This window comes from Mesorhizobium sp. B2-2-4 (assembly GCF_006442375.1).
In the GTDB taxonomy this organism is placed as follows: domain Bacteria; phylum Pseudomonadota; class Alphaproteobacteria; order Rhizobiales; family Rhizobiaceae; genus Mesorhizobium.
On record NZ_VFWB01000002.1, the window covers coordinates 13,083 to 38,862 of the forward strand.

General features: G+C 61.8%; 25 protein-coding genes. 14 read left to right on the forward strand and 11 right to left on the reverse strand.

Annotated elements, in window-relative coordinates; translation table 11 throughout:
- Window positions 1-2 precede the first annotated feature (2 nt).
- Entirely contained in the window at window positions 3-803 is an 801-nt protein-coding gene (locus FJ959_RS05150) for a M55 family metallopeptidase (protein WP_140628859.1), read from the forward strand.
- On the opposite strand, the gene FJ959_RS05155 is transcribed toward FJ959_RS05150, so the two are convergent.
- Entirely contained in the window at window positions 790-1,770 is a 981-nt protein-coding gene (locus FJ959_RS05155; protein WP_140628862.1) for a LysR family transcriptional regulator, read from the reverse strand. The genes FJ959_RS05150 and FJ959_RS05155 overlap by 14 nt on opposite strands.
- Before the next feature lie 293 nt (window positions 1,771-2,063).
- On the opposite strand from FJ959_RS05155, the gene FJ959_RS05160 reads away from it, so the two are divergent.
- The 7 genes from FJ959_RS05160 to FJ959_RS05190 all read left to right on the forward strand — a co-directional run bounded on the left by FJ959_RS05160 (window position 2,064) and on the right by FJ959_RS05190 (window position 10,618).
- Window positions 2,064-3,689 (forward strand): amidohydrolase, encoded by a 1,626-nt coding sequence (locus FJ959_RS05160; RefSeq protein ID WP_140628865.1) that lies wholly within the window; start codon window positions 2,064-2,066, stop codon window positions 3,687-3,689.
- Window positions 3,690-3,756: 67 nt separating this feature from the next.
- Window positions 3,757-5,349, forward strand: a complete 1,593-nt coding sequence (locus FJ959_RS05165) for an ABC transporter substrate-binding protein (RefSeq protein ID WP_140515182.1) — start codon at window positions 3,757-3,759, stop codon at window positions 5,347-5,349.
- Window positions 5,350-5,460: 111 nt separating this feature from the next.
- Window positions 5,461-6,396, forward strand: a complete 936-nt coding sequence (locus FJ959_RS05170) for an ABC transporter permease (RefSeq protein ID WP_140628868.1) — start codon at window positions 5,461-5,463, stop codon at window positions 6,394-6,396.
- Window positions 6,397-6,399: 3 nt separating this feature from the next.
- Window positions 6,400-7,221, forward strand: a complete 822-nt coding sequence (locus tag FJ959_RS05175; protein ID WP_140497347.1) for an ABC transporter permease — start codon at window positions 6,400-6,402, stop codon at window positions 7,219-7,221.
- Window positions 7,218-8,135 carry an ABC transporter ATP-binding protein gene (locus FJ959_RS05180; protein WP_140628870.1) on the forward strand — a complete coding sequence of 306 codons (918 nt, stop codon included), beginning with the start codon at window positions 7,218-7,220 and terminating at the stop codon, window positions 8,133-8,135. Before FJ959_RS05175 ends, FJ959_RS05180 begins: the two co-directional genes overlap by 4 nt.
- A complete protein-coding gene (locus tag FJ959_RS05185; protein ID WP_140628872.1) occupies window positions 8,132-9,082 on the forward strand; it encodes an ATP-binding cassette domain-containing protein in 951 nt (316 codons plus the stop codon). Before FJ959_RS05180 ends, FJ959_RS05185 begins: the two co-directional genes overlap by 4 nt.
- Window positions 9,083-9,091: 9 nt before the next feature.
- Entirely contained in the window at window positions 9,092-10,618 is a 1,527-nt protein-coding gene (locus FJ959_RS05190) for a M81 family metallopeptidase (protein WP_140525149.1), read from the forward strand.
- 222 nt (window positions 10,619-10,840) lie between these two features.
- On the opposite strand, the gene FJ959_RS05195 is transcribed toward FJ959_RS05190, so the two are convergent.
- From FJ959_RS05195 to FJ959_RS05205, 3 genes are all read right to left on the reverse strand, one after another.
- Entirely contained in the window at window positions 10,841-11,611 is a 771-nt protein-coding gene (locus FJ959_RS05195) for an alpha/beta hydrolase (protein ID WP_246679023.1), read from the reverse strand.
- A 535-nt stretch (window positions 11,612-12,146) separates the two neighbouring features.
- Window positions 12,147-12,887, reverse strand: a complete 741-nt coding sequence (locus tag FJ959_RS05200) for an SDR family oxidoreductase (protein WP_140628875.1) — start codon at window positions 12,885-12,887, stop codon at window positions 12,147-12,149.
- A gap of 33 nt (window positions 12,888-12,920) precedes the next feature.
- Window positions 12,921-13,133, reverse strand: coding sequence for a 4-oxalocrotonate tautomerase family protein (locus FJ959_RS05205; protein WP_140497359.1), 213 nt, complete (start codon window positions 13,131-13,133; stop codon window positions 12,921-12,923).
- 125 nt (window positions 13,134-13,258) lie between these two features.
- Between FJ959_RS05205 and FJ959_RS05210 the strand changes: the two genes are divergently transcribed.
- A complete protein-coding gene (locus tag FJ959_RS05210; protein ID WP_140525146.1) occupies window positions 13,259-14,197 on the forward strand; it encodes a LysR family transcriptional regulator in 939 nt (312 codons plus the stop codon).
- Window positions 14,198-14,255: 58 nt separating this feature from the next.
- On the opposite strand, the gene FJ959_RS05215 is transcribed toward FJ959_RS05210, so the two are convergent.
- From FJ959_RS05215 to coxB, 5 genes are all read right to left on the reverse strand, one after another.
- Window positions 14,256-15,626 carry a cytochrome c gene (locus tag FJ959_RS05215; protein WP_140525145.1) on the reverse strand — a complete coding sequence of 457 codons (1,371 nt, stop codon included), beginning with the start codon at window positions 15,624-15,626 and terminating at the stop codon, window positions 14,256-14,258.
- A gap of 104 nt (window positions 15,627-15,730) precedes the next feature.
- Window positions 15,731-16,072 carry a hypothetical protein gene (locus FJ959_RS05220; RefSeq protein ID WP_140525144.1) on the reverse strand — a complete coding sequence of 114 codons (342 nt, stop codon included), beginning with the start codon at window positions 16,070-16,072 and terminating at the stop codon, window positions 15,731-15,733.
- 1 nt (window position 16,073) lies between these two features.
- Window positions 16,074-16,676 carry a cytochrome c oxidase subunit 3 gene (locus FJ959_RS05225; RefSeq protein ID WP_140515191.1) on the reverse strand — a complete coding sequence of 201 codons (603 nt, stop codon included), beginning with the start codon at window positions 16,674-16,676 and terminating at the stop codon, window positions 16,074-16,076.
- Window positions 16,673-18,616: a cytochrome c oxidase subunit I gene (ctaD, locus tag FJ959_RS05230; protein WP_140628878.1), complete on the reverse strand. Its 1,944-nt coding sequence runs from the start codon at window positions 18,614-18,616 to the stop codon at window positions 16,673-16,675. Before ctaD ends, FJ959_RS05225 begins: the two co-directional genes overlap by 4 nt.
- A complete protein-coding gene (gene coxB, locus FJ959_RS05235; protein WP_224702949.1) occupies window positions 18,613-19,602 on the reverse strand; it encodes a cytochrome c oxidase subunit II in 990 nt (329 codons plus the stop codon). The genes ctaD and coxB overlap by 4 nt, the downstream gene beginning before the upstream one ends.
- Before the next feature lie 353 nt (window positions 19,603-19,955).
- On the opposite strand from coxB, the gene FJ959_RS05240 reads away from it, so the two are divergent.
- From FJ959_RS05240 to FJ959_RS05255, 4 genes are all read left to right on the forward strand, one after another.
- A complete protein-coding gene (locus FJ959_RS05240) occupies window positions 19,956-20,267 on the forward strand; it encodes a hypothetical protein (RefSeq protein WP_140497373.1) in 312 nt (103 codons plus the stop codon).
- 165 nt (window positions 20,268-20,432) lie between these two features.
- A complete protein-coding gene (locus FJ959_RS31565; protein WP_181167659.1) occupies window positions 20,433-20,636 on the forward strand; it encodes a hypothetical protein in 204 nt (67 codons plus the stop codon).
- A gap of 37 nt (window positions 20,637-20,673) precedes the next feature.
- Window positions 20,674-21,969, forward strand: a complete 1,296-nt coding sequence (locus FJ959_RS05250) for an Nramp family divalent metal transporter (protein ID WP_140628881.1) — start codon at window positions 20,674-20,676, stop codon at window positions 21,967-21,969.
- Window positions 21,970-22,055: 86 nt separating this feature from the next.
- The gene (locus FJ959_RS05255; protein ID WP_140497376.1) at window positions 22,056-22,544 is read left to right on the forward strand and encodes a hypothetical protein; all 489 of its coding nucleotides are present in this window, start codon (window positions 22,056-22,058) and stop codon (window positions 22,542-22,544) included.
- Between the two features lie 69 nt (window positions 22,545-22,613).
- Here the strand turns inward: FJ959_RS05255 and FJ959_RS05260 are convergent, their stop codons facing one another.
- Window positions 22,614-24,725: a catalase gene (locus FJ959_RS05260; RefSeq protein WP_140628883.1), complete on the reverse strand. Its 2,112-nt coding sequence runs from the start codon at window positions 24,723-24,725 to the stop codon at window positions 22,614-22,616.
- 292 nt (window positions 24,726-25,017) lie between these two features.
- Between FJ959_RS05260 and FJ959_RS05265 the strand changes: the two genes are divergently transcribed.
- Window positions 25,018-25,581, forward strand: a complete 564-nt coding sequence (locus FJ959_RS05265) for a sigma-70 family RNA polymerase sigma factor (protein WP_140498076.1) — start codon at window positions 25,018-25,020, stop codon at window positions 25,579-25,581.
- Here the strand turns inward: FJ959_RS05265 and FJ959_RS05270 are convergent, their stop codons facing one another.
- Entirely contained in the window at window positions 25,582-25,734 is a 153-nt protein-coding gene (locus FJ959_RS05270; RefSeq protein WP_181165412.1) for a hypothetical protein, read from the reverse strand. It lies immediately after the preceding gene.
- Window positions 25,735-25,780 lie beyond the last annotated feature (46 nt).

Consider the following 25,780-nt stretch of genomic DNA (forward strand, 5'->3'; position numbering starts at 1 on the left):
GCATGAAGATTTTCATTTCGGCCGATATCGAAGGCACCGCGGGCATTCAATCCTGGGACGAGGCGGAAAGAACGCATGCCGACCACAGGGAATTCCGCGAACTGATGACCGGGGAGGTCCTGGCCGCCTGCGAAGGAGCGCGAGCCGCTGGCGCCACCGAAATCATGATCAAGGATGCGCATGACAGCGGGCGCAACCTTATTCTCGAACGCATGCCGCCTTTCGCGCGCATCGTGAGGGGCTGGTCGGGACATCCGGACGCAATGATGTTCGGGATCGATGAAAGCTTCGATGCCGCGCTTTATACCGGCTACCATTCCAAGGCCGGCGTCGAGGACAACCCGCTTGCACACACATCGACATTGCGAATATCGCGGCTGATCCTGAATGGCGAAACAGCGTCCGAATTCACATTGAATGCGTTGTGCGCCGCGCGCTATGGCGTGCGCTCGGTATTTCTTTCCGGCGACGAAGGCATTTGCGCCGACGCCAGAGCCCTCGTCCCGGGGATAGCCACTGTCGAAACCCTCAAAGGCATCGGCGCGGCCACCATCTCCCTGGCGCCTGCGGCGGCGCGCGGCGCAATATGCGAGGGCGTTGAAAGGGCGTTGCGCGACAGGGCGCGGCAGGCTTTGCCGCCAATGCCGGAAAGGGTCGAGATCATCATCGAATTCAGCAACCCCGTCGATGCCTATCGCGCCTCCTGGTATCCCGGAGTGCGCCGGCACGGGCCACGTGCCGTCGCCTTTGCATCGAACGACTATTTCGAGGTGCTGCGCGCCTTCCGCTTCATGAAGAGCTGAAGGTCGCCGTGCCCGCGGCTGGCGCGGCGGGCCTCAACGTTTGCGCCAGCGTCTTGGATGATTGCCAAAGAGCCTCTACCATGGTGCTTCGCGTCTTCTCCGAGCTGCGATACAATCGTACCTCGAGATCGAGCGTCCATGTGCTGTCATTCGAACAGATGACAAGGGCTCCATTGGAGATGTCGTTCTCGACGAGGCTTTCTGGCAGCCAGCAGATGCCCGCGCCGGTCAGCGCAAGTTCCTTGAGTCCGGCGCTTATTGTGCTTTCATGCACTGTCTGACGCCGGAACGGCGAGTGCTTCGAGAACAGTTTTCCGAGGGCGACACCAAAGAAAGAGCTGTAACCATAGCCCAGATAGGGCAAAGCTCGCTTTGCCGTTTCCGGACTGTCCAGAATGCCCGCCGCGGGCACGGTCGACTTGTCGAAGCGCAGTTCCGGCGCCGCGACCGGGATGAGCCGATCCGATCCGATAGCCAGATGAGAAAACTTGTCGCGATCCAGGTGAAACGGCACTTCACGGTGCGCATAGGTCAGGAAGAAGTCGGTTTCGCCATCGGTCAGTGCAGCCAGGTTCGCCTCGATGCCACCCCTGTCAGCCATGAAGGATGTGCCGAAGGTGCGAGTGTTCCGCTGCACCTCCCGCAGCCAAACCGGAAAGAACGTGATGGTCAATGTGTGAAGGGCCGCAAAGCGTACAAGCCCCTGTTCCGCAGGCGGGCGCAGAGACTCGCGCACCGAATAGAACATCCTGATGGCGTCTTGCGCCATCGGAAGAAAATTGCGTCCGGCCGATGTCAGTTCGGCCGGCATGGTGGCACGACTGATGAGCGGTGCTCCGAGCCACGTCTCAAGCTGCTTGATGCGCCGACTGAAGGCCGACTGGGTGACATTGCGGATTTCGGCTGCCCGCGAAAAGCTCGAGGTTTCTGCAAGCGTCACGAAATCTTCGAGCCATTTGATTTCCACGCGGCCTCTCCTCCACTGCGTTCGAGCATTGATCGAGCCGCAATGGGAGCATATTTCATTATAATTGCAATGTTATGCAAATTTTGCATGCTTGATTGCGAAAACCGAATTGGCCTTGTGATCGCTGACACCCCAACGTCTGCAAAACGAAAAAGCTGGCAACTGGAGCCGGTGGCAGGGGAACGTGACGTCGAGCGCGGGAGAAGAATCTGACCGCACACGAAACGGAATGCCACTCAAAGTCAAATGTATGTCGGCGACGTCCGTGAACGCCGGGGAGAAGAAAAGGCAGCATGAATTCGCAGAACCAAGCCGATCTCGTTTTGCATGGCGGCAAGATTTGGACCGGTTACGGAAATCCGATCGCGGAGGCGATTGCGGTCTTGGGCAACCAGGTCGTGGCCAGTGGCTCCAACGCCGATATCAAGCCCCTGATCGGAAAGGGCACGAGGGTCGTGGATCTGGCCGGGCGCTTCGCAATGCCCGGTCTGAACGATGCGCACCTGCATCTGATCTCGACGGGGCTCCTGCGCGGCAAGGTCGATGCGACGCCGGATGCCGCGCCGACCCGCGACGCGCTGATGGCTGCGCTGCGGGCACGGGCCGCCGAAACGCCTAAAGGCGCATGGGTGACCGCGCGCGGTTTTGACCAGACCCGCTATCCCGACGCACTGATGCCGACCGTGAAGGAGCTGGACGCCGCCCTACCCGATCATCCCGTTTCGGTCACGCGCGCCTGCGGCCATGTCACTGTCGTGAATTCGCTGGCGCTGGCGCTGGCGGGAATCGATGTCGACACGCCAGATCCGGATGGTGGCCTCATCGGGCGCGAGGCCGGGCAACTGACCGGAATGCTGGCTGAGAACGCCCAGACCCTCGTCTACGACGTCCAGCCGACACCCTCTTTCGCCGAGATACTCGATGCTATCGAAGCGGGGGGCCGTGACCTTCTGCGGTTCGGCATAACGTCCTGCATGGACGCGGCCACTGGCCAGATCGACGGTATGACCGAGATCGAGGCTTATCATGAGGCCGAGCGCAGCGGCCGGCTCCCGGTACGGGTCTGGGCAACACTTCTGGGCGACCCCGGTTCGTCCATCGTCGAGCCTTGCCATGCCGCGGGTCTCGTTACCGGGGTCGGCAGCGACATGTTCCGCATAGGCGGCGTAAAGATATTCACGGACGGCTCGGCCGGCGGACGCACGGCCTGGATGCGCCAGCCATATATTGACCAGCCTGACAATTTCGGTGTCCGGATGCTGCCAGACGCTCAATTGTTCGAACTGGTCGACCGCTACACCGCAATGGGCTACACCATGGTCTGCCATGGCATTGGCGATGCCGCCATCGACCAGCTCGTGCGCGCTTATGAACGTGTGCGCGCCGCCAGGCCGGATCACAAGCACCGGCACCGGATCGAGCATTGCGGCTATGCCGATGATGCCATCAATCAGCGGATGTTGAAGGCAGGCATCCTGCCTGCGCCGCAGCAGGCCTTCATCTATGATTTCGGCGACGCCTACGTCTCTGTTCTCGGGCCGGAGCGCGGGTTGCGCTCCTATCCGATCGGAACCTGGGATCGCCTCGGCATGAAGCCGTCCACCGGCAGCGACTCGCCGGTCTGTTCGCCCAATCCCTTCCCGGACCTCTACGCCATGCTGACGCGCAAGACGCACAAGGGCACGGTAATGGACGCTTCCGAGATACTGACGCCCGAACAGGCGTTGCGCGCCTATACCGAACATGGTGCCTACTCCCAGGGCGCGGAAATGGTGAAGGGCCGGCTGGAGCCTGGAATGCTCGCGGACATCGCCGTGTTCTCCAACGACCTCCTGACGGCCACACCGGAGACAATCCTGCGTGAAACGCGCTGTGAGATGACAATTCTGGATGGGCGCATCGTCCATGAAGGAAGTTGAGGCGGAATGCCGGCTGGGCCCGTCTCTGACAGGAAATCAACAACGAACCACAGGGAGGAATTGAGGGATGTTGAACAGACTTGGCTTGATCGCGGCGCTTGCGCTTGGGACGGCGACCGCCGCGCTGGCGCAGGACGCCACACCGAAGGATGGGGGGAAATTGGTGTTCACCGCGCCCTATGGCAACTCCATCACATCGCTGGACATCACGGCGACACCGCATACGCAAGACGAGATCGTGGCCAAAGCGATCAACCGCTCCCTCTACAAATGGAACCCGGAAAGCGGCAAGCCTGAGCTCGACCTCGCCGAAACGGTAGAGAAGTCGGCGGATGGCAAGACCTATACCTACAAGCTCCGGGAAGCGACCTTTCACAATGGCGACAAGCTCGACGCCGATGACGTGATCTGGTCCTACAACCGTCTGGCCGATCCCAAGAAGGCCCTGCCGGGCGCCGAGCAGATGTTGCAGATCGCCGGCGTCGCCGAATTTCAGGCAGGCAAGGCCGATCATATTTCCGGGTTGAAGAAGATCGACGACAGGACCATCGAAATCACCTTCATCAACCTGGCCGATCCGGGCTGGAACCTGATGTCCAACTATGCGCCGATCTACTCCAAGGACTATCCGGAGGATCAGCTCGCCTCCAAGCCGAACGGCCTTGGCCCGTTCAAGCTCGCCAATTACGTTGCGGGCTCGAAGGTCGAACTGGAGAAGTTCGACGGCTACTATGAGAAGGGCAAGCCGCATCTCGACAAGCTCGACATCATGCTGATGGGCGAAGCTTCGGCTCGCGACGTCGCCTTCCGCAACGCGGAGATCGATACCAACGTTCTCGGCCCTGTGCAGTATGAGGCCTACAGCCAAGATCCGGCGCTGAAGGATCACATCCTTGAGGTGGCCGAAGTCTACACCCGCAATATCGGCTTCAATCCGAAGGTCGAGGCATTCAAGGACAAGCGCGTCCGGCAGGCGATCAATTATGCGATCAACAAGGACCTGATTGTCGAGAAACTCTTGAAGAACAAGGCTTATCCCGCGGTCTCCTGGCTGCCGATTTCATCGCCGGCCTTCGACAAGGACGCCAAGCCCTATGCCTATGATCCGGAAAAGGCCAAGGAACTGCTGAAGGAGGCAGGGTTCGAGACCGGCCTGAAGTTCTCGGTCACCGCGACCTCGAACGAAAGCTGGGGCCTGCCGATCGTCGAGGCGATCATCCCGATGCTGGCCAAGGTGGGCGTCACCGTGACGACCGACCCGGTGGAAAGCTCGGTCCTGTCCGACAAGATCCTGTCCGACAATTTTGATGCCTTTATCTGGTCGAACTCGTCGGGCCCGGATCCGCTGAAATATCTGAACTGCTTCTATTCGAAGACATCGCAAACCGCCTGCAACTACGTCAAGTTCAACAATGCCGACTTCGACAAGCTGATCGAGCAGGCAGGCAACGAAACCGATCCGGCCAAGCAGAACGATCTTCTGAGGCAAGCCAACAACCTGCTGCAGGACGAGGCTCCGGTCTGGTTCTTCAATTACAACAAGGCCGTCATGGCCTACCAGCCATGGGTTCACGGGCTGAAGCCGAACGGCGCGGAACTGGCGATCCAGGATTACGAGGACATCTGGATCGACGACAGCGCACCCGCATCACGCAAGTAGCGCGATGGCATGGCTGGCGGGCGGGACCGGTTTGTACGGCCCCGCCCGCCGCATGGCGCCCACTTCCCGCCCGCCGCATGGCGCCCAGTTGTTGAAAGGCAGGATTCGCGGATGTCGCGCTTCATCTTTCGTCGCACGCTGCAGATGATCCCGACCCTGCTGGCGGTCGTGCTGATCATTTTCGTGATATTCAGCGTTATCCCCGGCAGCTTCATATCGAGCCTGATGTCGGAGGGGCGCAACGCCACGAATGCCGATGTGATGGCGCATCTGAACGAGCAGTTCGGGCTGGACAAGCCTCTGCCGGTCCGCCTGTGGGACTATCTGTGGGGGCTGGCGCATTTCGACCTTGGAATTTCCTACCGCACCCGCGAACCGGTGTGGAACGTGATCGAGCCGCGGCTCTGGCCTTCGATCAAACTGGCGCTGGCGGCGATGGGCTTTGCCGCGGCGGTCGGTATTCCTCTGGGATTTCTGGCCGCGCTGAAGCCCGGCAGCGTGTTGGACACCGGCACGATGATGCTGGCGGTTTCCGGCCTGTCGGTTCCCGAATTCTGGCTAGGCTTGCTGCTAATGTACGTCTTTGCGCTGCAGCTCGGCTTGCTACCGAGCTTCGGCTACCAGCCCGGCGGCATCCGCTACATCATATTGCCTGCCATCGCCCTCGGCGTATCGCCGATGGCGCTCCTGGCGCGAACCACCCGCGCGGGCGTTCTGGACGTGATGAACGCGGATTTCGTGCGCACGGCGCGAGCCAAAGGGTTGACCGAACCGCGTCTGGTGCGCAGTCACGTTACCCGCAACGTGCTGGTGTTGATCCTGACCACGCTTGGCCTTCAGATCGGTTCGCTCATGGGGCAGGCGATCGTGATCGAGAAACTGTTTTCCTGGCCAGGGATCGGGTCGCTTCTGGTCGACAGCGTGTCGGCACGCGACATTCCCGTGGTTCAGGGTACGGTCATCGTGATCGTGTTGTGGTTCCTTGTCATCAACATGCTGGTCGATATCGCCTATGCCATGATCGACCCGCGCATCAAAGTGGCCTGATCCATGCGGTTGCGTTTCAATTTCGCCCTTGGGCTGGCGCTGGCGTTGCTCGTGGTCGCCGCAGCTGTCAGCGCCGGCTGGATTGCCCCGTACAACCCGATATTCGACGCCGACCTGATGAATTCTGAAATGCCGCCGAGCTGGGATCATCTTTTGGGCACGGACGGGCAGGGTCGCGACGTCTTTTCCCGTATCCTCTACGGCGCCAGGGTGTCGCTGACCGTCGGCCTCGTTTCGCAGTTGATCAACTCGTGCATCGGTATGGCGCTTGGGGTTTCGGCCGGTTATTTCGGAGGCTGGTGGGACGACCTGGTGAACGGGCTGACCAACGTCATGCTGGCGATCCCATCCCTGGTGTTCGCGCTCGCCATCATGGCGGTGTTGGGACCCGGCTTGCCAAGCCTCCTGATCGCATTGGGCCTGACCAACTGGTCCTGGACCTGCCGCATCGCCCGCAGCTCCACCTTGTCGCTCAAGAATCAAGGGTTCGTGCAGGCCGCCAGGGCGGCCGGCTTCAGCGACGCCAATATCATGCGCACGCAGATACTGCCGAATATCGTCGGTCCGGTGCTGGTCATCGCGACACTTGGCATCGGCGGCGCGGTTCTGGCGGAAGCTGCACTGTCTTTCCTCGGCGTCGGCATCCGGCCGCCGCAGCCGAGCTGGGGCAACATGCTGACCGACGCGCGCGAACTGATCCGCACCGCCCCCTGGGCCTCGCTGTTCCCCGGCCTCGCAATCTTCGCCACGGTCCTTGGCTTCAATCTGCTCGGTGACGGGCTGCGCGACATGCTGGATCCGCATATGAGGATCAGGCAGGCATGAGCGGCATTCTTCCCGACCCTGTTCTGTCCATCCGCGACCTGCGCATCGGCGTCGGCAAGCGGAAGGAAATCCTTCACGGCGTGTCTTTCGATATCCTGCCCGGGGAAACTTACGGACTTGTCGGCGAATCCGGTTCGGGCAAAAGCATCACCGGCCTTTCGGTGATGGGGTTGCTTAAACGCCCGCTGGAGGTGACCGGCGGCTCGATCTTCTTCCGGAGCCAGGACGTGTTGAAGCTTGGCAGCCGCGCCAGGCGTCGTCTACGCGGCGACCGTATGGCGATGGTGTTTCAAGAGCCCATGACGGCGCTCAATCCGCTGATGGCGATTGGCCGTCAGATCGCGGAAATGTTCGTCGTTCACAGGGGCTTCGGGTGGTCGGATGCGCGCAGGAAAGCCGTCGAGGCGCTGGAAAGCGTTCGTGTGCCGGCGCCCGAGGAACGCGCCCTGTCCTACCCTCATCAACTGTCGGGAGGGATGCGCCAGCGCGTCATGGTCGCCATTGCACTGGCCTGCCGTCCCGACCTGCTGATTGCGGACGAGCCGACCACCGCACTTGATGTGACGGTCCAGGCAGGCGTCCTGGAATTGCTTGCCGAACTTTGCACGGCTGAAGGAACGGCCGTGCTGCTGGTCAGTCACGATTTGGGCGTGATCGCCAATATGTGCCGGCGCGTCGGGGTCATGGACCGGGGGCGGCTCGTCGAGGAGCAGGACACCAAGGCTTTGTTCGAAAATCCGCTGCATCCCTATACCCGAGGCCTGCTCGCGGCGCGCCCGCGCCTGGGGTCGCGAACGCTGGTGGGACGAGCCCGCCTGACCGAACTGGACCAGGTCGTGACCAGCGAGGAGCGTGGACATGACGCACCGACGCTGACCACGCCGCGCGGCTTTGGCCTGGAGGCGATCGCATGAACCAGCCTCTTCTGGAAATCCGCGACCTCAACGTCCATTTCCCGCTGCGGCGTCGCTCGCTGCTGGGGCCAAAGCGGACGCTTCGTGCCGTTCAGGGCGTGAATCTGACCCTGAACGAGGGAGAGTGCCTGTCCATCGTCGGTGAATCCGGCTGCGGAAAATCCACCACCGCGCTGACCGTGATGGGCCTGCAGGAGCCGACTTCGGGAAAAATCCTGTTCCAGGGCAAGCCGTTGACAGGCCCTGGCGCTCCCGCCCGCAAGGAGCGCGCGCGCATCGCTCAGATGGTGTTTCAGGACCCGTATGCGTCGCTGAATCCGCGCCAGACCATCGGCCGCATGCTGTCCTCGCAGCTTTCCCTTCATGGAATCGCCAAGGGAAGCGAGGCCAGCCACCGCGTCGCCGAGATGCTGACCCGTGTCGGCCTGACGCCCGATCACGCCGACCGTTATCCGCATGAATTCTCCGGTGGGCAGCGCCAGCGGATCGGCATCGCGCGGGCGTTGATGCTCGATCCGAAGATCCTGGTGCTGGACGAGCCGGTGTCGGCGTTGGACGTGTCCATCCAGGCGCAGATCATCAACCTGCTGATGGACCTGCAGGAAACGCTGGGCTTGAGCTACATCATGATTTCCCATGATCTGAGCGTGGTCGAGCATGTCAGTGACCGGGTTGCCGTCATGTATTTCGGCCGCGTGGTGGAAGAGGGTGACTGGCATTCGATTTTCAGCCGCCCAACGCATCCCTACACGCGTCGCCTGATCGGTTCGGTTCCCGATCCCGACGCGATCCTGACCGGGGCACGCGCCTTGCCAGATGCTGCCTTCGTCCCAGACGCCGCCCGCTTTTCGCCCGACATTTCGCGCCGTCCGGACCCCGACGAAGAACCCGAGTCAAGCGAGCTTGTCGAGATCGGCCGCGGTCATCGCGTCCGCCTCGCGCAATAGGAATTGCCGATGACCTTCACCGTCCTTACCTGCGAATTCATGCACGAGAGCAATACGTTCTCGCGCTTCCGCACCGATTTGCCGCAGTTTCAGGTGGACACGCTTCTCCTTGGCGACGACGCGATCCGCGCCCGCCGCAACGCCAACACCGAACTTGCTGGGTTCATGGATGTGGCGGAACCGGCGGGCTGGAACGTGATCCACGCGATTTCGGCACATGCCGTGCCCGGGGGGCGGGTGACGAAAGCTGCCTATGACCACATCGCGGGTATTGTCCTGGAGGCAGCGCGTTCGAACAAGAGCCGCCTCGACGGAGTGCTGCTTGGACTTCATGGCTCGATGGTGCCTGAGTTTTGCCCGGACGGGGAAGGGTATCTGCTAGGCCTTCTGCGGGCCGAACTTGGAGCGGACATTCCTGTTGCGGTAACGCTCGACCTTCATGCGATGGTGTCCGAAGACATGGTTCGGGACGCGCAGATCCTTGTTTCCTACAAGACCTATCCGCATGTGGACATGCGCGAAATCGGCGCGCATGCCGCCCGTATCCTGGATCGCGCAATGAAAGGTGAAATCGCGCCCCGGACCGTCAGGGCGCATGTGCCGATGCTGGACGAAGCGAATTCCGGCCGCACCGACATTCCCGAGACGCTGGCCCTTTATGACCGCGCCCGCGAGGCCGAGGCCGAGGGCTTGCTCGCGGTTTCCGTCAATGCAGCCTTCACGGGCGCCGACGTGTCCTGCGTCGGTCCCACCGTGCTCGCAACCTATGACAGCCGTGATCCCGGCGCCAAGCCAGCCGCCATGCGTGTGACAGAGGAACTTGCGGACAGGATCTGGCAGGGCCGGACCAAGAAGCGCAATGTTTTCATCGAGGTCGACGAGGCGGCTGCCGAGGCGCATGCCTGGCGCGGCGACAAGCCACTTGTCATCGCCGATTACGCCGACAATCCCGGCGCCGGTTCCTACGGCGACTCGACCGCGCTGTTGAAGGGCCTGCTTGATGCGGGAGTAAAGGGTGCGGTACTCGCGCCGATGATCGATCCTCAAGCGGCAAATGAATTGCACCGTCACCGGCAAGGCGAGACTGTCACGGTGACGATTGGCGGCAGGGGCGACCCCAATTTCGGCGGTGGCCCGCTAACAGTGACGGGTGTGCTGACCAGGCTTTCGGAGGGCAGCTATGTCGGTGACGGACCGATTCAAGGCGGGCTCACCCATAGTTTCGGACCCACCGCCGTAATCGATGTCGACGGGATCGAAGTCCTGGTCGTTTCAGAAGCGCAGCAGATGGTCGACCTTCAGCAATTGCGCGCTTTCGGGATAGAACCGACGGCTCGCCGCGTGTTGGTCCTGAAATCGATGCAGCATTTCCGGGCGGCATTCGAGCCGATATCGGGCAAGGTCATCGTCTGCGATGCGGGCGCGCTGGCAACGCCGCGGGCAGAGCGGCGCCCCTATATCCACGCGCCGCGCCCGCTCTGGCCGCTCGACAAGGATTTCGAGCGCTTCGTTCGTCCCTTGGTCGACACATTCTAAATTACCAAAGCGGGCCAGTGCAGACGGCCCCTTCCTGGATGCGAATGCTGACAGCGAGCGCACTCTTCGCAGGCCCTGCATGTCGACCGGATTTGACCTCGCCATCCTCCTCCTCAGCGCGCCCTCGATACCGTCCAGTACGATGCCGCGCACACGCGTGGCGACGCGGTGCTATCGATCACCGACCGTCAAGACATCGCCACGTTTGCGATACGCTTCAGCTCATCTATTCGCTCCGGCCCGCGGGCCTGCCCCGGCCGTTCTTCGAGGCTGGGAAAACGGCGGCGTCCGCGCTGCATCGTGACGCGGGTCGTCCCGGTACCAGAAGTCGAGAACGGCTGCGGTGATAGCCTCTGGCGCGTCCTCCTGAACAAGATGCTTCGCATCCGGTACGACAATGAATGGAGCGTTTGGGATGCGCCGCGCGAGTTCTTCACCATCTTTCAACGGGATAAATTCATCCTCGGAGCCCCAAAGAATGCTCACGGGGCAGCGGATTTCACCGTAGCGGTCCTCGACCTCTTCGCTGTACTTGTCGTCCATCTGCGCCACCTGGCGCCAGAACGCCTTCTTGCCCTCCTCGCTAAGCCAAGGCTGGAGGTAAAGCCGCATCTCCTCTTCGCGCAATTTGTGCTTCGCTGCGGCACCGATATACGCGCGCAGGACGGCTTCATGGATATAGGCTGGTAGACCGGCAAAAACGTCTTGGTGCACCTTGGCCGCCTGCACCAGCGCGGATCCCTGCGGGCTGATTGCGACAGGATCGATCAGCATCAGGCTGCTGTAGTCGATGCCGTCCATGAGATGGGCGCGCAGCGCGGCAGACCCGCCAAAGTCATGCGCGACGACGTCCGGGCGCTCTATACCCCAGTGCTTTACCAGCGCCGCGAAAAGTCCATTCTGAAGACCATGCAGGACGTCGGCGTCCGGCTTGTCGGACTGCCCGAAACCCAGCAAATCATAATAGAAACCCGACGGTGCCGCGCGAGCCACGGTGCAATTCGCCGCCACACCAGCGAGGAAAATGGCGAGCCGTGCAGGAGGATCGCAGCCTGTCCCTCGCCGAGCGTGCCCCAGGCGATCGCATGACCGCGGTAGATGAAGCGTTCAGGCAGAGTCCAGTTCGCAATCATCTCGTCCTCCGTATCCAGAGACTTGTCGAGGAATCCGACAGGAAGCGGGTCGGACCGAAACTCTCAGCCATGGTGCGATGGTGCGAATTCCGGCCCTGGACAATCTCTCGGCGACAGAAACCCAGGTGGTAGCGTCGTCAGGCCAGCCGTGCAGCAGCAAAGCCGCTGTGTCATGCTTCGCGCCTTCCTCCAGAAAGGCGATGTCGAGCATTTGTGGCCGCGGTTGACGGCATGATGAAGCGCGCGTGGGTCTGCATCCCTGCCCAACGAGGACGGCGCGATCGGGTTCCTTGGCATGCGACCATCAGGCCGCTCTTGTCGACCTCCGTCCGAGGCAGCCCGTTCACGGAAAGCCTTCCCCTATCCGAGCCGGACTTGCTTCATGATCCTGTTCCTCAGATGACCCCGCCATTCGCTCGGACGATCTGGCCGTTGATCCAGCCGCTGTCCGGTCCAACCAGCAGGGAGACGACGCGCGCGATGTCGTCGACCTCGCCCAGACGGCCGAGCGGGTTCATCTGTTTGATACGATCGAGCGTAGCCTGATCCTTGCCTTCGAGAAAAAGCTCGGTGGCCACCGGCCCCGGCGCAACCGCGTTGACCGTGATGGCGCGGGATCCCAACTCCTTCGCCAGAATGTGGGTGAGCGCTTCGACCGCGGCCTTGGTGGCCGCATAAACGCCATAGGTCGGCTGGTAGAGTCCGACGACGCTGGTCGAGAAGTTCACGATGCGGCCGCCGTCGCGCAGGCGCCTCGCCGCCTCGCGAAGGCCGTTGAACGTGCCCTTGAGATTGATCGCGATGGTCTGATCGAAAGTCGCATCATCAAATTGAGCGACCGGTGCGAGCTTCATGATGCCGGCATTGTTCACCAGCACGTCGACGCCGCCATGGGCCGCTTCGGCGGAATCGAACATCCGTCTCACAGCTTGGGGGTCGCTGACATCGGCCTGGAAGGAGGTGGCCCGACCGCCGGCCTTTTCGATCTCGTCCACCAGCTTGGCGGCCGCTTTGGTGCTACCTGCAAAGTTGATGACGACCGTGAGGCCGTCGCTCGCCAGTCGGCGGGCGATGGCCGCTCCAATGCCACGAGACGCTCCCGTGACGATCGCAACTTTGTTCGTTGAGGTGGTCATTGTCGTTGTTCCTTTGCCGTGTTGTTGCCGACATCAATCCTTCGCTCGATATTCCTGCGGGATCACGAAGACCTCGTCGGCGCGGGCGTAACCGCCGTCCTTGACCTCCTCGATCAGGACCATGGTATGCGGCCGAGCGGCCTCGGAGAAATATTCCACGAGCATCGCGGTGGCCCGATGGACGATCTCTTCTTTCTGGGCCCGGTTCAGCGCCGCCTCGGGGACCTTGAAATTGACGAAAGGCATGATCTTCACTCCTGTCGATCTGAGGACTTGAATGGTGTGAAGATAGCCGTTTTTAAAACCAGCACTAGAAAGCCGATTTCAACATCACCATTTCAAAAGCCATAACAATCGACTACGAGATGGTCATGGATCGTATCGACGTCATGCGGCTCTTCGTCAGGATCGTCGAGCGTGGGAGCTTTGCCCAGGCCTCGCGGGACCTGCAGGTTCCGCGGCCCACTGCCACCCATGCGATCCAGCGCCTGGAAGCGGATCTCGGCGTTCGGCTCCTCGAACGGACAACCCGAAATGTGAGGCCGACGCTCGATGGCGCACTCTACCATGAACGCTGCATCCGGCTCCTTGCGGACCTGGATGAGGTGGAGAGCGTCTTCAGGAATGCGGAACCCAAGGGTCCGCTTCGTGTGGATATGCAGGGGACCATCGCGCGGTTTTTCGTCATGCCCGCCTTGCCCGAGTTCATCACGCGCTATCCCGGCATCTCGCTCAGCCTCAGCGAAGGCGACCGGATGGTCGACCTCATCACTGAAGGCGTCGATTGCGTCGTGCGAGCCGGCGAACTGTCCGACTCGTCTCTGGTCGGTCGCCACATAACCGCATTCGAGCAACTCACCCTGGCGAGCCCAGCCTATCTTGAACGTCACGGCGTCCCTTCAACACCGGATGATCTCGGCGGCCATCGCATGGTTGCCTATACCGCCTCCGCGACAGGGCAGCCGTACGCGCTGGAATTCGAGATGGACGGCGCGGCAAGGGAAATTCCACTGCCCTACGATATCGTCGTCCGGGGCGCCGAAATCTACACGGCCTCCGGCGTCGCCGGGCTCGGGTTGATACAGGTCCCGCGCTATCGCGTAGAGCATCAGATCGCCACCGGGGAATTGGTTCCGATACTGGAAACCTTCCCACCACCGCCGATACCCGTATCCGTGCTCTATCCCCAGAGCCGCCATCTGTCTTCGCGGATCAGGGTGTTCATCGATTGGCTGGCGGACGTCTTTCGCGCCCCTCGCGGCGCTGCCGGGAGTTCCTCTCAGAAGGGCTCGGTCGAGATATCAAGCTGAGGCAGTTCATCGTTGCACGGAAAGGCGGAACAGGTACACCACGCTTCGGCACACCGTCTCATGGCCTGCCCCTCGACACGAATATGAGATGCCTCTGGTGCATTCTCAGGCGAAGGCGTCTGGCGAGCAGAAGCGCCAGACCAAGCGCAAATACGATGCCGCCCGCCACCAGCGCCTGGGCCGCCAGAACCAGCACCGTCTGCTCTGTCGTCGAGCCTGCCCGCATCTGGCGCACATCGGCTGCCGTGACGCTGACTTGCGGGTTTCCGAAGCGCGCTGTCACATAGTTTGCAAGGGCCGCCACCTGGCCGTCGTCCAGCCAGCCGTCAAAGGCCGCCATCGATTTGCGGCCCGCGACGCCGCCTGCCTTGACGCCTTCAAGGATGGTCATGACGACATTCTCAGGCGAGGTTACGCCGAGAGTGCTGTTGTTGGTCAGTGATGGATAGGTGCCATCCGCCGATCCGCCTCCATTCAGGCCATGACATCCCGAGCAGAGCGACCGGTAGAGATCGTCGCCCACCGCGACCCCGCTGCCCTCCACGCTGGTCTTCGTCCCGGCATCGCGGGCGGCTGCGGGCGGATTGGTCCACGCGAAGCGCGGCCGCTTCTCGTCTCCCGATTGGGCGGGCACGGTCCTGAGATAGGCGACGATGGCATGAATGTCGTCGTCCGAAAGATATTGCAGGCTGTTCATGACCGTTTCCGCCATCGGACCGCCCGCATATGCCTTTCCAGGCATGGCGCCGGTCTTGAGAAACCGAAACAGCTCCTCATCGCTCCAGCCGCCTATGCCCGCGATCTTGTCGCCGCTGATGTTGAACGCCTGCCAGATACCGGCGCTGCCGCCGGCAAGCTTGCGATCTTCATCCATGCCGAACGTCGTATTCCTTGGAGTGTGGCAGGCGCCGCAGTGGCCAAGCACCTCCACCAAGTAGGCGCCCCTGTTCCATGCGCCGGTTCGGCTTGGATCTGGTCCGAAGCCGCCGGCGTGGAGGTTGGCAAGTTTCCACAACCAGAGCGTCCAGCGCTGGTTAAATGGAAAGGGCAGTATGTTTGGCGGCGACGGCTGAGAAATCGGCGCGGTCGTGAGCAGGTAGGCTCGGATCGCGAGCACATCCTCGCGGTTCATCCCGACGAAGCTGTCATATGGCATGGCGGGATAGAGATCGGCCCCGTCGCGTCTGACGCCTTTCTGCACGGCTCGCACGAATTCGTCGGCGGAATAGCGCCCGATGCCTGTGTCGGGGTCCGGTGTGATGTTGGTGGAATAGACATCGCCGAACGGCGTCGGCACCCGATAGCCTCCGGCGAAAGGCCGGCTCGGATTGGACGTGTGGCAGCCGACGCAATCGGCGGCTCGGGCAAGATATTCGCCTTTCTGGATCTCGTTCGCCCGCAGCGGCGTGCCAGGCGCCAGCGACGCCATGACGGCCGCGATTCGTAGGAGAACGGCGAGGAACGGAACGCTTGCAGCAGGCCAACGCAAACGCTGCCCAGGGCGGATGACCGCTCGTCGGCTCCGCTGCACAGTCACAGTTCGCATCCGCTGAAGATCAATCCGGCCGCCATTTGCGCCAGCATGACGAGCGTGAACAGGGCCCCGATGCCTACCGAAGTCCTGGCCAGAAACGCGCGCGTGCGCGCCTTCAGGGGCGGGCTCGTGCCGTGCCCTGGATCATGAACGGCGCGCCATGACAACAGGACGCCCAGCGCCGCGACGGCGGCGCCTGTCAGCGAGAACAGAACAGTGGGCTGAAACCCGGCGTCGCATTGCCAATATGCGATTGAATAGTCGAGCTGCAGCGATATCGCCCACGCCGTTGGTCCGGTGGCCATGCCTGCCCAGGAAACGCCCGTGCGGATCGCCTGCATGTTACATCCTCGGAACCCAGTAGATTACGAGATAGAGCACGACCCATGAGACGACCACGAAGTCCCAGTAGAAGGCATTGTCCGACACGTCGCTGAAGTGGCGTCCGGTGTTGCCTTTCTTGGTGAACATGAGAACGGCGAGCACGATCGTGTCCCCGACATCGGTGAGGAGGTGTGTCGTGTGCAGGCCGAGCAGGAACCAGACGATCGACCCGTAGGCGTTCTGGTCCCAGGAGATCCGGAGCGCGGGAAATTCCCAGATGCGCACGATCAGGGGAAGAATTCCGGCGATCGACATGACGACGATGCCGATGCGCACCTTCACAAGGTCCTGCCGCCGCGCCCAAAGATCGATCAGACGGTTGGGGACGGCGCTGGCAAGCAGAATGATCAATATTGCCGTGCCCGGCAGGAGGTCGGGTGCTGGCGCTCCGATCGGCCAATGCCGCGCCTGCACAGCCAGGTAGAAATAGGTGCCGATCGCCAGGGCAAAACCGGTTGCTTCAAGGGTGATGAAGGCCACCGTTCCCCACCAGATCGGGCTTGCCGATCCAAAATCATAGGTGGGCAGGTGGCTGACGTCGACGGTTGGCCAGTGTCTCATTCTTCGTCCTCCGGCTCGCCTTTCGGCCAGAACCAGCAGATAAAGCCGATCGAGACCGGTATCGCGCCCCAGACCACCGCCCATGGCGTGTAAATCGAGCCCAGAAACGCGCCACCCACGGCGACGGCCGAGAGCAGCGGCCAGATCGAGTTGTCGGCCGATGGCACGCGCAGTTGCGGCACCGCATCGGCGACCGTGCCGGCAAGCACTTCGCGCGCATCGACGCGCAGGCCCTCGACCACCGGGAGTATGTCGGGTTCGGCCCAGAGCGGCTCGCGATGGGTCACCACTGGCAGGCGCGAAAAATCGTAGGAAGCCGGCGGTGACGTCGTTGCCCATTCCAGTGTGCTCGCCCCCCAGGGATTGTCTCCCGCGAGGCGACCGTTGCGAAGGCTGAGCAGCATGTTCAGGACGAGAAGCGCGAAGCCGGCGAACACCACCAGCGACGAGATGCTGATGAACAGGTTCGTGCCGCCCCAGCCGCTCGCCGGCGGATAGGTGTAGACGCGCCGCGGCATGCCTTGCAAGCCAAGGATGTGCATCGGGAAGAAGGTGAGATTGAAGCCGATGAAGACAAGCCAGAAATTCCAGCGGCCGAGCCTCTCGGACAGCATGCGGCCGGTGATCTTGGGAAACCAGTAGTAGACGGCGCCGAGCAGGGGGAAGACGGCGCCTCCGACCAGCACATAGTGGAAATGTGCGACGACGAAATAGGTATCGTGCACCTGCAGGTCGAGCGGCACCGAGGCGACCATGACCCCGGTCAGCCCGCCGATCACGAAGGTGAAGATGAAGCCGAGCACGAAAAGCAGCGGCGTGGCAAAAATCGGCCGGCCGCCCCAGATCGTCGCGATCCAGCAGAAGATCTGGATGCCGCTCGGAATGGCGATCATCATCGAGGAGGCGGTGAAGAAGCTTTCGCCGAGCTGCGGCAGGCCCGTGGCGAACATATGGTGCACCCATAGTCCAAAGGATAGGAAGCCGATCGCAACCAGCGACAGCACGATCCCGAGATAGCCAAAGACCGGACGGCGCACGAAGCTCGGCAGGATAGCCGAGACGAAGCCGGTCGCGGGAATGAAGATGATATAGACCTCCGGGTGGCCGAAGAACCAGAACAGGTGCTGCCAGAGCAGTGCGTCGCCCCCCGCCGCCGGGTCGAAGAACCTGGTGCCGACCAGCCGGTCGAGGATCAGCATGGTGCTCGACACCATCACCGCGGGCATGGCGAACAATATGATGAAAGCCATGACGAGGACTGACCAGACATAGAGCGGGATGCGATCGAGCGACATGCCAGGGGCGCGCTGCTTGAACACAGTCGCGATGATCTCGACGGCGACCGCGAGTGCGGACACTTCGGTGTAGGTCACCATCTGCGCCCAGAAATCGGGGCGCTTGCCGATCCCATATTCAGGTCCGGCGAGCGGCACGTAGGAAAACCAGCCGGCATCCGCGCCGGTGTCGAAAGCGAAGGCGATCCAGATCATCAACCCACCGGAGAGATAGACCCAGTAGCTGAAGGCGTTGAGCCGCGGGAAGGCGACGTTTCGGGTGCCGATCATCAGCGGCACCAGGTAGATGGCGAACGCTTCCATGACCGGTACGGCGAACAGGAACATCATCGTCGTGCCATGCATGGTGAAGAGCTGGTTGTAGAGATCGGGGCCGATATGGCGTGCCTCCGGCGTGGCAAGCTGGAACCGCATGGCAAGTGCCGACAGGCCTGCAAGGGCGAGGAACAGGAAGGCCGTCACCATATAGCGCCGGGCGATCAGCTTGTGGTCGACCGTGACCAGCCAACCATAGAGGCCGTTCGGCGTCCGCCAGGCATGCGCCAGATAGTCGTGCAGTCTTGCCTCGTCGAGCCCGGTGTCGCGGATGCCTTTCAGGGCCGCTTCCTGTTTTCGCCTAGCCGTCTTCCTGGCAACGCCACTCATTCAAGACTTCCAAGATAGGCGACGACCGCACGAAGATCGTCGGCGCTGAGAGCAATGCGCGGCATCTTCGCGCCGGGTTTTATGGATTGCGGATCGGCGATCCACGCGGCGAGCGCGCCGGGTGTCATGGCCAGCGTGTCGGCGGCCAATGCACGCCGGTGTGCGAGATGGGTAAGGTCGGGCCCGACCGCTCCCTTGGCCGGCGTCCCCCTTATCGTGTGGCAGAGCGCGCAACCGGTGGAAAGAAAAGCCCGCTGGCCGCGGCGTTCCTCCTCGCTGGCAGGCGCGATGGCGGCGGCGTCTTGTCTGGACCGCCATGCCTCGAACGCTTCGCGGCTTTCCGCGATGACGGTGACGGCCATGTGAGCATGCTGGTAGCCGCAGAACTCGGCGCACTGGCCGCGATAGATACCAGGCCTGTCGGCAATGAGGGTGATCTCGCTCGGCCGGCCCGGAATGAGGTCCCTTTTACCGGCGAGGCTTGGCACCCAGAAGCTGTGAATGACATCGGTCGAATCGAGTTCCACCTTTACCCGTTCGCCGACGGGAAGATGGATCTCGTTCGCCGTGACAATCATGCGCGACCGATCATCGTTGGGATAGCGTATTTCCCACCACCATTGATGCCCTGTGATGCGGATGGTGAGCGTCTCCTTTCCGCCCAGCGAGGCAATGGATTTGCCGGCGAAGAAGCTCGTTATCGTCAGCGCGGCGAGAACCAGCACGGTCGCCGCGACGGCGCTTCCGACTGCGCGGCTAAACCTGTGCTCCTGATGGCTGTCGATGACCAGCGGCGGGGGTCCTGCTTGTGCCCGGCGCTGATGGAAGAGCGCCATTGCCAGGGCCAGCATGACGAGCAGCCAGGTGATGGTCGCCACCGCGCCAAAAGACCAGAGGAGATCGAGAATCGCACGGGCATTCGCACCATGTGCGTGGAGTGCGGATTGCCAGCCGCTGCACCCGCTCAGGACCGGTGCCGAGACCACTGTAGACGCGAGGCCGAGCCATTTCAGGACGCCTGGAAGACGGCTGCCGGACGTGCTTCGAGCTGGACGTGCAAAGGCGGACGCAATGGGCCATTGCCGCCGTTGCCGCAGGCGGATGGACGGGCCCGTGCATCTTGCCATGTGAAATCCCCATGGATGCCAAGGCGATAACGCGAATCGCTGTAAAAGGATGCTTGGCAACGATGGCCGGCTTTTCTCCGCCATGCGATTGGCGCCGGGCCGATGCTTGCGCGCCGGGAGCGCAACCAAATGGCGGATATGTCCGTTTCTCCAGGCAAAGGCGCGGGACGCGCATCGGACGGTTCCACGTCGCGAAAGCTTAGGAACTAGCCATGAGCAACACAGACAAAACGGCCGGCGGAAATCGAAGCGTCGCAGGCAAGGACGATCGCAGCCAGGACGCGACGCGCAACGACCGCCGAGGCAGGGAAGAGACGCGGCAGGAACAGGCTGCGGACAGCCATCCGGAAGAGGATCCGGCGGAGGGCTCTCGCCAAACGGTCGAGCACGAGTTGGACAGGCTGGATCGGTCGGGGCGCAGCGCCTCGCAATCCGCGGGCGAGGGCCAAGTGGAACGCGCGCGTGAGGAGCTGCGGAAGCAGGTCAGCGAAGAGACGCAATTACCGGGACGAGGTTCCGCCTGACAGCGGCTGTGGATCGCCCCGCGGTTGGCTTTTTGTTTCGATTCTTCGGTGTCAGACGGCACGCAGGTCGTGTCGGGCCTGCCGTCTTCCGCTTTCCCGGATCCAGAGGGTCGCCATGAGCAGCGCCGCCCCGCCATAGATCAGGCCGGCGAGGGGAAGGTGCGGGTGAAGAGCCTCACCGCACTCTTTTCGACCGTCGGTCCCAGGCATATCCATGTCGATCTTCAAGGCGATGCGGCTCCAGCCGCATCAACGGCCAAGGCGGGCGCTGCGTTTCATTGGCGGTTGGCTTCCACAGGAACAAAAAGCTTGACCGGAGGTTCGAACCTCAATCTCGGCATCGGCACTTGGTCGGAACAATCGACATGATTTTTTCCCGTGTGGTCTCATTGGACACGCATCTCCCATGAGTGGAGCAGCTGACGATGCCGGCCGAAGCGAGGGAGAGCGAAAAGACGGCGGCATCACACGCGCTCTCGGGCTCGGACTGATCACTGGGGCGGCTGACGACGATTGCTCGGCCATTGGCACCTATGCGAGTGCCGGAGCCCGGTTCGGGCCCGACCTTTTGTGGACGGCTCCTGTCACTCTCCCGATGATGTACATCGTCGTCTATCTCTCGTCCAAACTTGGCCAGGTGTCGGGCCGTGGTCTTTTCAAGGTCATTTCCGATTTCTATCCGCGTTGGCTGCTGTGGTCCGTGCTGGTGGGCGTGCTGATCGGCAACACGATCGAGGCAGCCGCCGACCTTGGCGCGATGTCGGCGGCTGTCGTGCTGTTCGTTCCGCTGCCTTCAAACTCGGTCGTCATCGGTGTCGCGATGATTATTTTTGCCTTGCAGATGTTCGGATCCTACAAGCTAATCCGCAACATATTCCGATGGTTGGCACTGGCCCTGCTCGCCTATGTGGTCTCCGCTGTGCTCGCCAAGCCGGATGTGGTCTCGGTGCTGCGCGGCACCTTGCTGCCGAAAATCGAGTTCAGCCGCGAATATCTGTCCATCATCGTCGCCATCATCGGCACGACGCTGTCCGCCTATCTCTACACCTGGCAGTCCAATCAGGAGGTGGAGGAGGAGATCGCCAAGGGCAGGACGAGCCTCGAAGAGCGCAAGGGAGCCACCGAGGGTGAACTCCGCCGGTCCCGGCGCGATATCCTGATCGGCATGATCTTTTCCAACCTGATCATGTATTTCATCATCCTTTCGACCGGATCGACGCTCTACGAGGCGGGGCATACCCAGATCGAAACGGCAGCGCAGGCGGCCGAAGTGCTGCGGCCGCTTGCGGGCGACGCGGCGGGAATTCTCTTTGCGGCCGGGGTGATCGGCGTCGGTTTCCTGGCGGTGCCGGTCATGACGGCCGGCGCCGCTTTCGATTTCGCCCAGGCCATGGGGTGGAAGAATGGCCTGAACGCCAAGCCCCGGCACGCGCCCAAATTCTACATCGCGACGGGAGTGATCACCTTGGTGGCGGTCGTTCTCAATTTCTTTGGCTTCAACCCGATGAAAGCCTTGGTCTGGTCCGGCATCGTGCAGGGTTTTTCAACGCCACCTCTGCTGTTTCTCATGCTCATCATGACCAACAATCGCAAGATCATGGGCGACAAGGTCAACAGCAGGGCCACCAACATTCTGGGTGGCGTGACGACCATAGCGGTCTTTGCGGCGTCCGCGGGACTGGTGGCGACCTGGTTCATGTAGTTCGCCGGCGCGGAAAGGACGTTCAGGCGCAGTGGAACATCCACGGTCAACTCTCGTTGAAATGCGTGTGAGAGAAAGGGCTGTCCATGTCAAAGCTCCAAGCCGCCACTCAAGAGCATTTAGAGCAACTGAGACTCGAGGCTTCGGCTCGTTTCGCCCCGATGATGCTGCATGAGGCATTGTTGCGTCTTTCCCGGGCCTGCGGGGGTGATAGCCTTGCCCGGTTCGAGAAAGCCATGGTCGATCAGATCGAGGCGACCAAGGACGATCGAGCCGATTTCGAGGCAATCAAGGAATTCGCGATCGAACAGCTTTATGCCTGGATCAGGAACGCGAACGAATCGCCGGATAAGAAGCAACCGCTGGAAAAGATAGAGGACCGCAGAACCCCCGGCCGCTCGGAAGAGCCGCAAACGCTGGAGGATCAGCTGCAGGCCGGTCTGGAAGATTCCTTTCCCGCAAGCGACCCGCCAGCGGTGGTGTCCACCTCCATTCCAGGCGGAGCCAAGAAGCTGGTCGGAACCGACGAAGTGCTGAGAAAACAGCGGGAGGCCAAGGAGCAAGACCGCCCCTAGCCCGCACCGACTGGAATCCCGCTGGCCGAACCGCCGCTCACGGACGGGAATCCGTGCCGGTCGATAGCGTCACAGCTTGACGGCCGCTTCCCGGGCCCACAGCCGCAGCTTGCGGCAAGCCTGCACGAATGTGTTGGCGGAGGCTGCGGAGTCCAGCCGCATCAATCCCTCATCGGCATCGGCTGCGACGCCTGCCTTGGCCAGCAGAGGCGCGGCTCCCGGTGTGAAGCCGATGAATTTGCAATGCGCAAAGGCATCCGACACGAAGTCCTTCGCGGCTGCCTCCTTGACCAACAACTCGGCGCCCGGCTCGGACAGGAGCAGTACCACGGCGTCGAACAGGACCGACGGACCGCCGTCGATCATGTGTCTGGCTTCGATGTGGGTGCCGTCTGCGGCCTCGACGCCGCCCACCTTGGGCGCTATCACCTCCATGACCGCGCCTTCCGTTTCGATGGCCGAGCGAAGTTGTTCGAAAAGGGCCGTGTCGGCCCCGTCGCTCAGCAAGACGCCGACCTTGCGGCCTTTGAAACTGTCGGGGCCGTTCTCGATAATGCTGAGAGCCGGAGACGGCGGCAGGTCGTCGCGCGGCGGGACGGCGGCCTCGGCAGGGTCGGGCATGTTTCGAATGCCAAGCTTGTAGGCGACTTGAGTCGCCAGCGTTTCGTCTATGTTCAGCAGATGCGCCACCATGCGTTCGCGGATCGCCGGTGCCTGCACCTTGCTCAATTCGAATGTCAGCGCCATGGCGATATGGCGTTGCTCCGGCGCTGTCTGGCTGTTGAAGAATTGCCGCGCTTGGCTGTAGTGGTCGGCGAAGCTCTCCGCCCGCAGACGCACCTTCTGCCCCTCTTCGGCGTCGGCGAAAGAGCGGAAGCCGCGTTGCGGATCCTCGCGGGGACCCGATCCCCACGAATTCGGCTCATAGTTGGCGCGGCCGACCGGGTTGTGCATGGCCATGTGCCCGTCCTGCTGAAAATGTGCGAAGGGGCATTTCGGAGCGTTGATTGGAATATGGGTGAAGTTCGGGCTGCCCAGCCGCTTCAACTGGGTGTCGAGATAGGAGAAGTTGCGGCCCTGCAGAAGCGGGTCGTTGGAGAAGTCGATCCCGGGCGGCACGTTCTGGGTCATGAATGCAACCTGCTCGGTCTCGGCGAAGAAATTGTCCGGCATACGGTCGAGCACCAGCCGCCCGACCGGGATTGGCTCAATGATCTCTTCAGGGATGATCTTCGTAGCGTCCAAGATGTCGAAGTCGAAGCTGTCGGCAAAATCCTGGTCGAACAATTGCACCGTCAGCTCCCATTCCGGGAAGTTTCCTGACTGGATCGCTTCCCACAGGTCGCGGCGGTGGAAGTCGGGATCGGCGCCATTGATCTTGACCGCTTCGTTCCAGATCACCGACTGCATGCCGAGTTTCGGCTTCCAGATGAATTTGACGAATGTGGATTCGTCGTCGGCATTGACGAGGCGGAACGTGTGGACGCCAAAGCCTTGCATGAAACGGAAGGAGCGCGGTATCGCTCGATCCGACATGATCCACATGACCATGTGCATCGATTCCGGCATCAGGCTGATGAAATCCCAGAAATTGTCATGTGCGGTCTGGGCCTGCGGGAAAGCCCGGTCTGGCTCCTGCTTGGCAGCATGGATGAGGTCCGGAAATTTGATGGCGTCCTGGATGAAGAACACGGGAATGTTGTTGCCGACGAGGTCCCAATTGCCTTCCTTGGTGTAGAGCTTGACGGCAAAACCGCGCACGTCTCGGGCGAGATCGAACGAGCCCTTGTTGCCGGCAACGGTCGAGAACCGCACGAAGGCAGGCGTCTTTTCGCCGGCGCGCTGGAAAATGTCGGCACGCGTGTATTTGGCCAGCGATTCATAAGTCTCGAAATAGCCATGAGCGCCGTAACCGCGGGCATGCACCATCCTTTCCGGGATGCGTTCGTGATCGAAGTGGAAGATCTTGTCGCGAAAGTGGGAGTCCTCGATCAGAGACGGTCCGCGCTCGCCAATCCGCAATGTGTTCTGGTCGTCGGAGACAGGCGTTCCCAGGGCAGTCGTGAGAACAGGCGTGTCGGCTTCCGCGATCTGGTGCAATTCGCCGCCATTTGCGCGCGCGGCATTCTGATCGTGCATACGCGCCGATTTGGGAACTGAACGGTGTGCGGATTTGGCCATGATTTTTTCCTCGATTGACGCCCGTGGGCTGACTTGGCTCAAGGCGCCGAACTGCCGGTGCATGGCTTTGTTCCCGCACAACGGCGCGTCGCGCTATCCTAAGCCAGCGCGAACACGCTGGTGGACGGCGCGCAAGGGGGGCGCGGCCGCAGCAGGATCGTTCGGCCGCATCAGAATTTTCTGGAGAGTTGTCTTCAACGCCCGGAACGATACAAACGTCCATGCATTTAGCTGGGGTCTGCATTCATACTTCTTTCTGGGAGCTGGACCATTGTCAGGCGAAGGCTATCTTTTGGCCGACCAGGAAACCCATGAAGTTTCCATCGTTGACCTGATACCCGCGCTACGGGCTTTCGCGCGCACCTTCTGCCGTATCCCCGACGATGCCGACGATCTGGTGCAGGAAACGTTGACGAAGGGCCTTGCCAACATCGACAAGTTCGAACCCGGCACGCGCATGAAGTCGTGGCTCTTCACGATCATGCGCAACACCTACTACACCCGGGTCAAGGTCGCGGCCAGGGAAGCGCCTGGCCTGCTCGACTGCGCGTCCTCGAGGCCGATTTCGGAAGCCACACAGGAATGGACCGTTCAGAGCAAGGAAGTTCACGGCGCCATCCAGAGGCTCCCTGAACACCAGCGCGAGGTGCTGATGCTGATCGGCGTCCTAGGTGTCAGCTATGAGGAGACGGCCGAGATATGTGGCTGTGCGGTGGGAACGGTCAAAAGCCGGCTCAACCGTGCCCGCGCCGCCGTTCTTGAGTTCCTGGGGGAGAGTTCGCTGCAGACGCTGATGGAAAGACGAAATCATCTGTCGGACGGGCAGATCGATATCGATGCCGACAGCCGCAGATAGTCAGTTCTTTATGTCGCGCCGGCGTTTCGCAAGGAGCGCGTTTTGCAGTTCGATCGCCAGTCTGGTCAAGCGATCAGGAACCTTTTCCTGCTCGATCGCGATCAGCAGAGAGGCAATCTCCTGATCCATCGCCATTCCTGCGCGCGGGTCCATTCTATCATCGCTCGAACGAGACATCGTATTCCCTGGCTGGATGGAT

Excerpts from the sequence above, each read along its gene's own strand:
- FJ959_RS05150 (WP_140628859.1), top strand. The coding sequence starts at position 3 with ATGAAGATTTTCATTTCGGCCGATATCGAAGGCACCGCGGGCATTCAA.
- FJ959_RS05160 (WP_140628865.1), top strand. The coding sequence starts at position 2,064 with ATGAATTCGCAGAACCAAGCCGATCTCGTTTTGCATGGCGGCAAGATT.
- FJ959_RS05165 (WP_140515182.1), top strand. The coding sequence starts at position 3,757 with ATGTTGAACAGACTTGGCTTGATCGCGGCGCTTGCGCTTGGGACGGCG.
- FJ959_RS05170 (WP_140628868.1), top strand. The coding sequence starts at position 5,461 with ATGTCGCGCTTCATCTTTCGTCGCACGCTGCAGATGATCCCGACCCTG.
- FJ959_RS05175 (WP_140497347.1), top strand. The coding sequence starts at position 6,400 with ATGCGGTTGCGTTTCAATTTCGCCCTTGGGCTGGCGCTGGCGTTGCTC.
- FJ959_RS05180 (WP_140628870.1), top strand. The coding sequence starts at position 7,218 with ATGAGCGGCATTCTTCCCGACCCTGTTCTGTCCATCCGCGACCTGCGC.
- FJ959_RS05185 (WP_140628872.1), top strand. The coding sequence starts at position 8,132 with ATGAACCAGCCTCTTCTGGAAATCCGCGACCTCAACGTCCATTTCCCG.
- FJ959_RS05190 (WP_140525149.1), top strand. The coding sequence starts at position 9,092 with ATGACCTTCACCGTCCTTACCTGCGAATTCATGCACGAGAGCAATACG.
- FJ959_RS05200 (WP_140628875.1), bottom strand. The coding sequence starts at position 12,887 with ATGACCACCTCAACGAACAAAGTTGCGATCGTCACGGGAGCGTCTCGT.
- FJ959_RS05205 (WP_140497359.1), bottom strand. The coding sequence starts at position 13,133 with ATGCCTTTCGTCAATTTCAAGGTCCCCGAGGCGGCGCTGAACCGGGCC.
- FJ959_RS05210 (WP_140525146.1), top strand. The coding sequence starts at position 13,259 with ATGGATCGTATCGACGTCATGCGGCTCTTCGTCAGGATCGTCGAGCGT.
- FJ959_RS05215 (WP_140525145.1), bottom strand. The coding sequence starts at position 15,626 with ATGGCGTCGCTGGCGCCTGGCACGCCGCTGCGGGCGAACGAGATCCAG.
- FJ959_RS05220 (WP_140525144.1), bottom strand. The coding sequence starts at position 16,072 with ATGCAGGCGATCCGCACGGGCGTTTCCTGGGCAGGCATGGCCACCGGA.
- FJ959_RS05225 (WP_140515191.1), bottom strand. The coding sequence starts at position 16,676 with ATGAGACACTGGCCAACCGTCGACGTCAGCCACCTGCCCACCTATGAT.
- ctaD (WP_140628878.1), bottom strand. The coding sequence starts at position 18,616 with ATGAGTGGCGTTGCCAGGAAGACGGCTAGGCGAAAACAGGAAGCGGCC.
- FJ959_RS05240 (WP_140497373.1), top strand. The coding sequence starts at position 19,956 with ATGAGCAACACAGACAAAACGGCCGGCGGAAATCGAAGCGTCGCAGGC.
- FJ959_RS05250 (WP_140628881.1), top strand. The coding sequence starts at position 20,674 with ATGAGTGGAGCAGCTGACGATGCCGGCCGAAGCGAGGGAGAGCGAAAA.
- FJ959_RS05255 (WP_140497376.1), top strand. The coding sequence starts at position 22,056 with ATGTCAAAGCTCCAAGCCGCCACTCAAGAGCATTTAGAGCAACTGAGA.
- FJ959_RS05260 (WP_140628883.1), bottom strand. The coding sequence starts at position 24,725 with ATGGCCAAATCCGCACACCGTTCAGTTCCCAAATCGGCGCGTATGCAC.
- FJ959_RS05270 (WP_181165412.1), bottom strand. The coding sequence starts at position 25,734 with ATGGACCCGCGCGCAGGAATGGCGATGGATCAGGAGATTGCCTCTCTG.